This window comes from Chryseobacterium sp. Marseille-Q8038 (assembly GCF_965111995.1).
This window is the reverse complement of record NZ_CBCOPN010000001.1, coordinates 2,533,813-2,546,338: the sequence shown is the minus strand read 5'-3', so window position 1 is coordinate 2,546,338 and position 12,526 is coordinate 2,533,813. Positions and strand designations below refer to the sequence as shown.

The following is a 12,526-nucleotide window of genomic DNA, read 5'->3' as shown; positions in this document are numbered from 1 at the left end:
GACCTTGATGGTGATTATTGATTTACAATGATATAAACTCTTTCAAAAAAATGAAAAATCAGTCACAAACATTGTTTCAAAGAGATTTGGTAAACGAAGCGATCAAACAGTCTTTCGTAAAGCTGAATCCGAAAATTATGTTTAAAAATCCAGTAATGTTCCTGGTGGAAGTCGGAACAGTTGTCATGTTTATCGTGAGCATGTTCAGCCTTACTGGTGATAAAAGCCAGGGAAGCTTTTCCTATAACTTTTTAGTATTTATTATTTTATTTTTCACGGTTCTGTTTGCCAATTTTGCAGAAGCTATAGCAGAAGCAAGAGGAAAAGCGCAGGCTGATACCCTCAGAAAAACAAGGGAAGAAACTCCAGCCAAATTAGTGGTTGATAACAAACCCGGGTTTCAGGTAGAAACAATGCTGAAAATGTCTGCTGAGATGAAATTAGGGGATATTTTCCTTTGTGAAGCCGGAGATCAGATCCCAATGGATGGTGAGATTATTGAAGGTCTTGCAACTATTGATGAGTCTGCCATTACCGGAGAAAGTGCTCCTGTAATCCGTGAAGCCGGAGGAGATAAAAGCTCTGTAACAGGCGGTACAAAAGTACTTTCAGACAGAATTAAAGTAAAAGTGACAACAAGACCCGGAGAATCCTTCTTAGATAAAATGATTGCCCTTGTAGAAGGAGCATCAAGACAGAAAACACCCAACGAAATCGCATTAACTATACTTTTAGCAGGATTTACGCTTACATTTATTATTGTTACCCTCACTTTAAAGCCTTTTGCAGACTACGCGCAGACTCCGATTACCATAGTGGCATTTATATCTCTTTTCGTTTGTCTTATTCCGACAACAATCGGAGGTCTGCTTTCTGCAATCGGGATTGCGGGGATGGACAGAGCACTGAGAGCGAATGTGATTACCAAAAGTGGTAAAGCTGTAGAAACAGCAGGAGATATTGACGTTCTGCTGCTGGATAAAACCGGAACAATCACTATTGGAAACCGTAAGGCAACCCAATTCCATCCAGCTAATGGAATTCAGCTTGAAGATTTCATTAAAGCCTCGGCATTAAGTTCTGTAGCTGATGAAACACCGGAAGGAAAATCAATCATTGAACTGAGCGCTTTGAAATCTGAAGACTTGTTGGTTCCTAATCCTACTTATATTGATTTTACAGCGGAGACCAGAACTTCAGGGATCGATTTTGAAGAAACAAGAATCCGTAAAGGAGCTTATGATACCATAAAAAAACTGACTGAAAAAGCCGGGAATATCTTCCCTCAGGAAACCCAGGACGCAGTAACCAAAATTTCTGAAAATGGAGGAACTCCTCTTGTTGTTGCTGTTAATGAAAAAGTATGGGGTGTTATTGAACTTCAGGATATCATCAAAACAGGAATTCAGGAGCGTTTTCAGAGACTGAGAAAAATGGGCGTGAAAACCGTAATGGTAACCGGAGATAATCCTTTAACAGCAAAATTTATCGCTGAAAAAGCTGGAGTAGACGACTTTATTGCTGAAGCCAAGCCTGAAGATAAGATGAATTACATCAAAAAGGAACAGCAGGAAGGTAAGCTGGTAGCCATGATGGGTGACGGTACAAACGATGCTCCGGCATTGGCCCAGGCAGATGTAGGAGTAGCAATGAACAGCGGAACACAGGCAGCGAAAGAAGCCGGAAACATGGTAGATCTTGATAATGACCCGACAAAGCTGATCGAAATTGTGGAAATTGGGAAACAGTTATTGATGACAAGAGGAACTTTGACAACTTTCAGTATTGCGAACGACGTTGCAAAGTATTTTGCCATTATTCCTGCGCTCTTCATCACTTTTATTCCTTCCCTTCAGAAGCTGAATATTATGAATCTTCACAGCCCTGAAACAGCCATATTATCAGCGGTTATTTTCAATGCGATCATCATTCCGTTTCTGATTCCACTGGCGTTGAAAGGCGTGGCTTATAAACCAATTGGTGCAAGTGCTTTATTAAGAAGAAACCTTTTGATCTACGGTCTGGGCGGAGTAATTGTTCCGTTCATTGGGATCAAAATCATTGATCTGGTAATCAGTTTATTCTATTAAAATTTAAAAAATGAAAAATCATATTGTTTCAGCATTGAGATTAACTCTTGTAATGTTGGTGGTTACAGGTATTTATCTGGCTGTTGTATACGGAGGTTCTAAAATACTTCCCAACAAAGGAAACGGAGAAATTGTGTATGATAAAGGGCAGAAGTTTTATGCCAATATCGGACAGGAATTTAAATCTGAAAATTACTTTCATGGCCGACCTTCCTCAGTTAATTATAATGCTGCAGGAAGTGGAGGAAGCAACAAAGGTCCAAGCAATGAAGAATATCTGGAAACGGTACAGAAAAGAATTGACACTTTGAAAATGAACAATCCTGAAATGGGAGGTGTGAAAGTTCCTGTTGAGCTGGTTACTGCCAGTGGAAGCGGTCTGGATCCTGATATTTCTGAAGAAGGAGCTTTGTATCAGGCAAAGAGAATCGCAAAAGTGAGAAGCCTTTCTGAAGAGCAGATCAAAAATTTAATCAATAATCAAACTGAAAAGCCATTGTTAGGCCTTTTCGGGCCATCAAAAGTAAATGTTCTGAAGCTTAATATTGCTTTAGACCAATTAAAATAATAAATTTAATAATCAATCATGTCAAGGTTTAAAACCTTGACATGATTCACATACCTTACAATAAAAGTGAAAAAATATCTAGTTATAAGTGCACTATTAGGATTATTTTTAACAAAAGCACAGTCATCAGATTCATTGAAAACAGGGAATAAAGTTACATTTTCCGCCTATGCAGAATTGTTTTATACCTATGATTTTAATGAACCGGGAAATCATATCCGTCAAAACTTTTTATACTCCTATAACAGGCATAATGAAATGAACCTCAATCTGGGATTGGTTAAAGCCAACTATCAGAGTGAAAATATCCGCGCCAATGTAGCTTTAATGGCCGGAACTTATGCCCAGGATAATATGGCTGCTGAACAAAATGCTTTGCGTTATGTAAACGAAGCCAATGTAGGGATCAAAATATCAAAAAATAAAAACCTGTGGATTGATACAGGGATCATGCCATCTCATATTGGCTGGGAAAGTGCTATAGGAAAGGATAATATCAATCTGACCAGAAGTTTTGCAGCAGAAAATTCTCCTTATTTTGAAACAGGTGCTAAAATTTCTTATACCTCAGATAACGGGAAATGGTTTTTAAGCGGATTAGTCCTGAATGGCTGGCAGCGTATCGCTAAACCGGAAGGAAACCAAAGTATTTCTTTCGGACATCAGGTGACTTATAAACCCAATGAAAAAATCACACTGAACAGTAGTTCATTCATTGGAAATGATAAAGCAAAGGATGATAAAAGAATGCGCTATTTCCATGATTTGTATGGAAGTTTCCAGCTGACAGAACAATTTTCTGCGGTATTGGGATTTGATATCGGAGCAGAGCAGAAATCAAAAGGAAGCGAGCAGTATAACATCTGGTACAGCCCCAATGTATTAATGAAATATCAATTAGACAACAAGTGGGCACTGGCGGGAAGATTAGAATATTACAATGATAAAAATGGGGTTATTATCAACACCGGAACTCCAAATGGATTTCAGACCTTTGGATATTCTCTCAACGTAGATTATGCGATCTTTAAAAATGTGGTTTTCCGTACAGAAGCAAGAGGTTTTACTGCGAAAGATGCCATTTTTGCAAAAAATGATGAATTTAAAAAAGGAAATTTCTTCATTACAACAAGTCTTTCAGCCTGGTTTTAGAAATCAGTTTAATCACGATTAAAGGTGTTTAAAGTAAAATTAAAAAGAATAAAATCAATGTCATCAGCAAAAGATTTTTTAGAGCTTATCCAGAAATCCCGCAAAGGAAAATTCAAAATTTATATCGGGATGAGTGCAGGTGTAGGAAAGAGTTTTCGTATGCTTCAGGAAGCACATTCTCTTTTGCGAAATGGCATTGATGTAAAGATTGGGTATATTGAAACCCATGGCCGTGAAGAAACCGAAGCTCTGGTAGAAGGGCTTCCTCAAATTGAAAGAAAATCCGTTTTTTATAAAGGAAAAAACCTTGAAGAAATGGATCTTCAGGCCATTATCAATGAGCATCCTGAGGTTGTTCTGGTAGACGAGCTGGCTCATACCAATGTGGAAGGTTCTAAAAATAAAAAAAGATGGCAGGATGTACTGGAAATCCTGGATAACGGGATCAATGTCATCAGTGCCATGAATATCCAGCACATTGAAAGTCTGAATGAAGAAGTAAAGAAAATTACAGGAGTAGAAGTAGCAGAGAGGGTTCCGGATAAAATACTGGCACTCGCCGATGAAGTGGTGAACATTGACCTTACCGCTGATGAGCTGCTGACGCGTTTAAAAGAAGGGAAGATTTACAAAAAGGAAAAAATTCAGACTGCACTCAGCAATTTCTTCCAAAGCGGGCATATTCTCCAGCTTCGTGAGCTGGCTTTAAAGGAAGTGGCCACTCATGTGGAAAGAAAGGTAGAAACAGAGATCAAAACTGAAAATTTTAAACCTATAAAATTCCTGGCCTGCATCAGCAGCAATGAGAAGATTGCCAAAACAATTATCAGGAAAACAGCGAGATTAGCCAGTTACTATAACAGTCCATGGACTGTTTTGTACGTTCAGAAACCTTCTGAAAATCCAGAAAAAATTGCACTCGATAAACAGCGGTATTTAATTAATAATTTTAATTTAGCACAGGAATTAGGGGCAAAAGTAGTCCGGATCAAAGAAAGCAGTGTTCATAACGGAATTCTGGAATATGTGATTGCCCATAATATCACAACGGTCTGCATTGGGAAACCTCATGCCAGTTTCTGGCAGCGGATGTTGGGGTACAGCTGGATCTATACTCTGATGAACAGGCTGAATGAAAGACAGATAGATATTATTATTTTATCTTAAAAAATAATGAAACTTAAAACGAAACTTACCTTAGGCGTTGGCCTTTTATTTCTGCTGATTGTTCTGCTTTCAGTTATAGGTTCTGTATATATTAATAAATTAAAATCTGATACTGAAAAAATCCTTACTGCCAATTACAACAGTCTGGAGTTTTCCAAAAATATGCTTCTGGCACTGGATAATATCAGTACAGACAGTACCGTTGCGATAGCAGATTTTCAGAAAAATAATAAACTTCAGGAAAAAAATCTTACTGAATTCGGAGAAAAAGAAGCCACTCAGAATCTGAATCTGCATTTCAACAGCTATCTGAAAGCTCCCGATATCAATAAGGAAAAACTAATCCGTGAAGATCTTTCGAAGATTATGTCTTTAAATATGAAAGGGATAGAACGAAAGAGTGATATCGCGATCATTACGGCAGAAAATGCCACTTTCTGGATTGTAAGTTTAGGAACGGTGTGCTTTCTGATTGCTTTTATTTTGCTTTTCAATTTACCACAAACGATTGCAGAACCTATCAATCAGCTTACTTTCAGTATCAAACAAATTGCTGATAAAAATTATAGTGAAAGAGTTCATTTTAAAGGAAGTGAGGAATTCAACAGCCTGGCAGAATCATTCAACAGTATGGCGGAGAAACTTCAGGAGTACGAAAGCAGTACACTTTCCAAGCAACTGATGGATAAAAAACGGATCGAAACATTGGTTAATAATATGCATGATGCAGTGATTGGCCTGGATGAGAATCATTTTATCTACATGATCAATGATGAAGCGTTGAAGATTACGAACCTTCACAAGGAAGAAATTATTGGAAAAACTGCCCATGAAGTAGCCATCAACAATGATCTGATACGTGAACTGCTGAAAAATATAGACCATCCGGTAAAAGATCCTATCAAGATTGTCCGTGATAACAAAGAAAACTATTTTGAACAGGATGTTATCCCCATCAATATTGTTAAAACCGGCGAAAAGGAAAAAAAATATATTGGAAAGGTAATTTTGCTGAGAAATATTACCCCTTTTAAAGAATTGGATTTTGCTAAAACGAACTTCATTGCAACAATATCCCATGAATTGAAAACTCCGATTTCTGCTATTAAAATGGGCGTTCAGCTCCTTGGAAATCAGAAATTCGGAGAACTGAACGAACAACAGCAGGAATTGCTGAAAAGCATCAATGAAGACGGACAGCGTTTATTGGATATTACAGGTGAACTGCTTAATCTTTCCCAGGTAGAATCCGGAAATATCAGACTGATAGTGGAAAAATGCTCTCCTCAAGAAATTGTACAGACCGCTGTAAAAAATGTTGAAAAGCTTGCCGAACAGAAAAATATCACCATCAGTACAGAATATCTTTTAGAAGAAAGTGATGCGGTAACTGCCGATTTTGATAAAACAGTCTGGGTAATGAATAACTTTCTAACGAATGCTGTGAAACACTCTTTTCAGGACGAAAATATTCAGATTGTAGTAGAAAAACAAAACTCATTCATTCAGTTCAGTATTATTGATACCGGAAGCGGGATTGATGAAAAATACCACCGCCAGATCTTTGACCGTTACTTCCAGGTTCCCGGAGAACACCAGAATGGAACAGGCTTAGGTTTGGCCATTTCAAAAAACTTCATTGAGAAACAACATGGAGAAATAGGAGTAAAGAGTTCTCTGAATAATGGAAGTACTTTTTACTTCAGACTGCCGGTTTCATAAGGATTATTGTTATATTTTAGTGTCATAGAATTTAAAGAACTTATAACTGTGAATATCAAAACTATTGCTTTCTTTTTTGGATTTATAATCGCTAACTTTTGTTTTGGTCAACAAGAATTTCGTGAAAATTTTACTTTAAAACTTCCGGTTGATTCTGTGAGGTATTACCAGCAGGAAGTCAAAAAATCTCCTTATTTTGTTAAGGAAAATACTTTGCAAATTTATCCTGGTGAACACTTGTTTATTGAAGCAGATGTTAAAGAGGGAAAACTGGAATCTATGAAGGTGGTTAAAGAGAATGTAAACCCGTCAAAGACCATAGAAATAGAGTTTTCGCAGGATGTTGAAAATAGAAAACATAAAGGAATGATGCTTCAGGTAAGTAATCCCTTTGATAAAAATCTCATATATGATGCAATGATGTATACTGTAGGAAAAAGTCAATGGGTTGAAACCTCCATTCTTCCGGTAAAACCGAAGTTAATAGGCTTTGAGTTATGGAACGACGTTATTATTACCGTTGTCCTTCATAACTGGAGATTACAAAACTGACAATCCTATTCTTTATATTTACGATAAAAATAGAAATGAGAAAAACCTTAGGATTTATATTATTTTCAGTTGTATTAAGTATTCAGATTTCTGCTCAGACTTTCACATTAGAACAGTTTAAAGGTTTCAATAAGCTTAGCATGGATGAGTTTAAAAAGGAAATGAAACAGCAAAAGTTCAAGTTTTATGACAGAACTGAAGGGCTTGGTTTCGCTTTAACCGAATATGAAGCCCCCGATTATACCTCAAAAATTGGGAAGTTTGAATATGCTGAAGAAAAGTCAGAAGACAGAATTGAATTTGAGTTTAAAACAAAGAAAGAATATGATCAGTACCTTACACTGATTTTAGCTGACGGATATAAACCAACAGAAAAAGGAAAAATCATCACCAAAGAGCCATATGTAGATTACTACAAGGATAAAGAACATATCAGGTTGATTCTGCCAAAGACAGGAGAAAGTTCTCCCTATACTATTATTGTTTTCAAGTAAAATATGAATTTTGAGACAGATTCGAAAAACATAAAAAGGCTGCGAATAATTTTCGCAGCCTTTTTTATAACATTGCGTAAGTTTACTCTTTAATAAACTTTTGTACAAGTACTTTGTCCTTTGTGAAAGCTTTTAGAATATAATTTCCTTTGGAAAGTTCTGAAACAGAAATTGAATTTTCAGTTACATTTGTTGATCTGATAATTCTTCCAGTCGCATCATAGATTTCAGCTTTGATGATTTCCTGCTTGGATCTGATATTTAAAACATCTTTTGCAGGGTTAGGATAAATCGAAATACTAGTGTTTTCCTTATTGGTTTCTGCTGTAGCTAATACATTTTGAACACTTGTTGTGTAAGTATTGGTAATAATCGGGTTGTTGTAATCAAAATAGATTTTGGCTGTATTGCTGAAGCTGTTCCCAATATTTAAGGTAGATTTTGTTTTAATCTTAAATGAAATATATCCGTCATTATTGGCATCATCAAAAGGCAGTTGGATGTTTTCAAAGATGAATTCTACGGTATTCGGATTGGTAATTCTTGTAACAAAATTATGACTTCCGTTTAGCGCTACCAGGGAAGAAATATCAAATTTAGTAATGTCAATTTCATCCTTTACCACAATATTCTTTGCATTGGCTGTTCCCGTGTTTTCAAATCGGATCAGGTAATGCACATAATCTCCCACCTGAGTTTGGGTGATAGAAGTTCCTTCCAGGCAGGTTTTATCATTGGGATCAAAAGAGTTGACAACCGTTTGGTTTAAAGTAAAGCTATTGTCAGCAGGTGTTTCATCAGTTGCACCATTGATCTGTGCTGTGTAATGTAGAATATCACCTCCATTGACTGGCGGAGTTTGTGTTGGAGTATTTAATTTCACAGTTACGGTAATTTCTTTGGTTTCAAAAGGAAGAAGATTCGTGAAGTTCCAGTTCAACATTCCGGTAGATTGAGAGCCTGGAGATGTCGTTGCACTCAGATAGTTCATCAGGTTATTATTGAAATTAAAAACTATATTTCCCGACTGAGGTGCGGTACCTTTGTTTTTATAGATGATTTTATATTTTGATTCAAAACCAGGTGAAGCTGCTGTCACTGGGATAATAACTGTTTCTAAATCATTATGAACCCCATTAGCTGTCAAACAGAAATTTTGTACTACAGGACTAGGTTGATTGGGAAAGGTGACGTTTATGGAAGGCGGAGTGACTGCAAAATAATTAGGGTTTTCTAACACAGGGGTAAGAGTATGTGTTCCGGACTGTAGGGGAATTGAATAATTAGCTGAAGTATTTCCTATGAAACTTCCTGATGTAGTTGCACTTGTAATATTAAATTTTTGCAATGCTTTACCCGGATCACTGATGTCGCAACCATTATTGTTACTGTCATATTTTGTATTTCCCTGAACGACATAGAATATTCCGCCCGGAGTAAATGAGCAATAATTGGTTGTTTTATAAGTGGAGAAAAAATAAGGAGAACTATCTATCATACCTTGTATCATATCCTGTTCATTGTAATCACAACAAATTACAAGATTGGGATTAAAAACTATACCTGTTCCGTTATTTTGCTGAGCTTTACCGTTTTTTAAATTAAGAAAACTCATATTGTTTGAGCTGCAGTTGATATTATAAAATTCAGGATTTTGGGATAGATCAAGAGATTGAATCGAATTATTATTACAGTTGAGTGTATTTAAAAGAGGATATAGGGAGAGATTAAGGCTTGTGAGCTGATTGTATCCGCAATAAATCATTTTCATATCGGGGCAACCAGGCATACTTAAGTTTGTTAAGTGATTGTTTTCGCAGTAAACAACACGAAGCTTATTTTGATTTTGAATATTGAGTGCTGATAGATTATTTTTGCTGACATCTATGATCTCCATGTTGGAATTTGCAAAGTTAATGGATGTAAGCAAAGGATTATTTTTCAGGTAAAAAACAAAAATACTCTGCAGATTAGAAGCATCAAATGTTGTAAGTTGTGTCTTTTCTATATCCAATTCTACAATATTTGAAGACCCGGAAATATTGACATGGGTTAAAGGAGTATTAAAAATGTACAAATATTTTAAAGAAAGCCTATTATGTAAATCCAATGAAGTTAGTGCTGTATTATTGCAATAAAACCTGTATATATTGTTACAATTGGTAAGATTCAGGGAACTTAGCTGTAACATCCCATCAAAACTTAATTCTGATAAAAAAGGATTAGAGCTGAGATTTAGGGATGATATAGTATTCCCGGAGATATCCAGCCCTCCTAAATTTCCAAAGGCAGAGATTCCTGTCAGATCTGATATTCCTCCACCATAAAGTCGTAGTGTTCCTACCTGTAAAGCCTCAGATACTTCAATTTCTCCATTGTTATTCGTATCAATTTTCATGTTGAAATTACCGGAATTTGTAGATGCAATACTATTGGTAACATCGGCTGACAATAATTTTGCTTTAAAATTAGCATCGGGAATATTGACAATCTGCGACTGGAGTACAGAAAATATAGCCAGCAGAATAGCTGAGTAGAGTTTTTTCATGGTTGAGTTGGTTACGTTTTAGTTTTTTACTATTTGATTACAAATCAAAAGCAAATGTAAACTTTTAAGTGAATACTTTATTATTTTTTTTATCTCTGAATTCAAAGCACTTATATCAAAATGAAAATAAAAAAGACTGTGATAGATTTCACAGTCTTATATAAATGATTAAATCATTATTCTTTATTGCTTTTCAATCAAATCCAGGAACTGTTGTTCATCCAGGATTTCAATGGTTCCGATATCCTGAGCTTTCTTCAGCTTGCTTCCTGCCTTTTCCCCTACCACAAGGTAATTGAGGTTCTTGGATACGGCAGAAATATTTTTTCCGCCATGTTTTTCTACCATTTCCTCAGCAGATTCTCTTGTGAATAAAGACAATTTCCCGGTGAATAAGAAGGTTTTTCCTTCCAGCACATTGGATAATACTTCATTCGTGCTTTCTCCTTTTTCAAGCTGTACTCCGTAAGATTTTAAACGTTCGATCATCAATACGTTTTCAGAATTCTGGAAAAATTCAACGATACTTACTGCAATTTTAGCCCCGATATCTTCTACCTGGCAAAGCTCTTCAGCCGTTGCATTTTTTAATTCTTCAATGGTTGGAAAGTTCTTTACCAGTTTTTTAGCAACCGTTTCTCCCACATGTTTGATCCCGATTCCGTAAAGTACTTTCTCAAAAGGAATTTCTTTAGATTTTTCAATTCCTGTAATAATATTCTGAGCAGATTTCTCAGCCATTCTTTCCAAAGGAAGAAGCTGTTCTTTCGTTAAAACATAAAAGTCAGCAGGATTTTCAATCAGTTTTTCTCTGTAAAGCTGTTCTATAGTTTCACTTCCAAGGTTGTCAATATTCAATGCTTTTCTGGAAACATAGTGAATCATTCTTCCCACTACCTGTGGCGGACAGTGAAGTTCGTTCGGACAGAAATGAATAGCCTGGTCTTCAATCTTTACCAGCTCAGTACCACATTCAGGACAATGTTTGATGTATTCTATTTCCTTGCTTTCTTCCGTTCTTTTATCAGTATTTACGCCTACAATTTTCGGAATAATTTCTCCCCCTTTTTCCACATACACAAAATCGTTTTCATGAAGATCCAGTTTCTTGATGATATCCTCATTATGGAGAGAGGCTCTTTTTACAATTGTTCCTGCCAGTAAAACAGGCTTAAGGTTGGCAACAGGAGTAATAGCACCCGTTCTTCCCACCTGATAAGATACACTTTGAAGCTCTGTTTCTACCTTTTCTGCTTTAAATTTATAAGCCATTGCCCAACGTGGAGATTTTGCTGTATAACCAAGCTGTCTCTGCTGTTGTAATGAATTAACCTTCAATACAATCCCGTCAATTTCAAAAGGCAGATTATGGCGTTCAGTATCCCAGAATGTAATAAATTCCTGTACCTCAGCCATCGTTTTACATAATTTGGCCTGCTGAGAGGTTTTGAACCCCCAGCTTTGAGCCTTTTGAAGCAGCTCCCAATGGGTTTCTGCCGGAATATCTTCAGAGATAAACTGATACAGTACTGAAGAAAGCCCACGCTTTCTTACCTCGGCACTGTCCTGCATTTTCAGGCTTCCACTGGCGGTATTTCTAGGATTCATGAAAGGATCAAGACCTTCTTCCTCACGCAGTACATTAAGTTTATCAAAGTTTTTTCTGGTCAGATAAATTTCTCCACGCATAAAAAACTGAGCAGGGAAATCACCTTTTAAAGTCAAAGGAATATCCGAAATGGTACGTACATTCGGAGTAATTTCATCCCCCTGGAAACCGTCGCCACGGGTAACAGCCTGTGACAGTTTTCCATTTTCATAAAGAATAGAAATGGAAGCACCGTCATATTTCAGCTCGGCAACAAATTCTACAGGGTCTTCAATGGTTTTGATAATTCTCTTTTCCCAGTCTTCAAGATCATCAAAATCATAAGAATTATCCAGAGAGTACATCCTGAATTTATGCTGAATCGTAGGGAAAACCTTAGTGACACCACCACCTACACGTACCGTAGGCGAGTTCTCATCATAAAATTCCGGATACTTGGCCTCCAGATCCTGAAGTTCCTGCAGAAGCATGTCGAATTCAAAATCTGTAATGGTGGGAGTATCCAGTTGATAATAGTTGTCGTTATGCTGGTGAAGCTCTTTGCGGAGCTGTTCTATCTTTTGTTGAATGTTTTCAGACATTGCTTTTCTATCTTTTGAGCAAAAATAACCAAAGTAATTGCAT

Annotated in this window: 9 protein-coding genes; 7 read left to right on the top strand and 2 right to left on the bottom strand. The window is 36.6% G+C overall.

Translation table 11 applies throughout. The annotated features are described in order from the left end of the window. Positions 1-50: 50 nt before the first annotated feature. From kdpB to ACWPWS_RS11760, 7 genes are all read left to right on the top strand, one after another. Positions 51-2,090 carry a potassium-transporting ATPase subunit KdpB gene (kdpB, locus tag ACWPWS_RS11790; protein ID WP_454046620.1) on the top strand — a complete coding sequence of 680 codons (2,040 nt, stop codon included), beginning with the start codon at positions 51-53 and terminating at the stop codon, positions 2,088-2,090. A 10-nt stretch (positions 2,091-2,100) separates the two neighbouring features. Continuing rightward, a complete protein-coding gene (kdpC, locus tag ACWPWS_RS11785) occupies positions 2,101-2,658 on the top strand; it encodes a potassium-transporting ATPase subunit KdpC (RefSeq protein ID WP_454046619.1) in 558 nt (185 codons plus the stop codon). 66 nt (positions 2,659-2,724) lie between these two features. Then, on the top strand, positions 2,725-3,810 hold the full coding sequence (locus tag ACWPWS_RS11780) for a porin (RefSeq protein ID WP_454046618.1): 1,086 nt from the start codon (positions 2,725-2,727) through the stop codon (positions 3,808-3,810). 57 nt (positions 3,811-3,867) lie between these two features. Further along, positions 3,868-4,977: a sensor protein KdpD gene (locus ACWPWS_RS11775; protein ID WP_336704721.1), complete on the top strand. Its 1,110-nt coding sequence runs from the start codon at positions 3,868-3,870 to the stop codon at positions 4,975-4,977. A gap of 6 nt (positions 4,978-4,983) precedes the next feature. Next, positions 4,984-6,699: a HAMP domain-containing sensor histidine kinase gene (locus tag ACWPWS_RS11770; protein ID WP_454046617.1), complete on the top strand. Its 1,716-nt coding sequence runs from the start codon at positions 4,984-4,986 to the stop codon at positions 6,697-6,699. Between the two features lie 48 nt (positions 6,700-6,747). Further along, the gene (locus ACWPWS_RS11765; RefSeq protein WP_454046616.1) at positions 6,748-7,251 is read left to right on the top strand and encodes a hypothetical protein; all 504 of its coding nucleotides are present in this window, start codon (positions 6,748-6,750) and stop codon (positions 7,249-7,251) included. A gap of 35 nt (positions 7,252-7,286) precedes the next feature. Next, on the top strand, positions 7,287-7,745 hold the full coding sequence (locus ACWPWS_RS11760) for a hypothetical protein (protein WP_454046615.1): 459 nt from the start codon (positions 7,287-7,289) through the stop codon (positions 7,743-7,745). An 82-nt stretch (positions 7,746-7,827) separates the two neighbouring features. On the opposite strand, the gene ACWPWS_RS11755 is transcribed toward ACWPWS_RS11760, so the two are convergent. Both ACWPWS_RS11755 and ligA read right to left on the bottom strand, forming a co-directional pair. After that, a complete protein-coding gene (locus ACWPWS_RS11755) occupies positions 7,828-10,293 on the bottom strand; it encodes a DUF7619 domain-containing protein (protein WP_454046614.1) in 2,466 nt (821 codons plus the stop codon). A gap of 183 nt (positions 10,294-10,476) precedes the next feature. Continuing rightward, entirely contained in the window at positions 10,477-12,483 is a 2,007-nt protein-coding gene (ligA, locus tag ACWPWS_RS11750; RefSeq protein ID WP_454046613.1) for an NAD-dependent DNA ligase LigA, read from the bottom strand. Between the last annotated feature and the right edge of the window lie 43 nt (positions 12,484-12,526).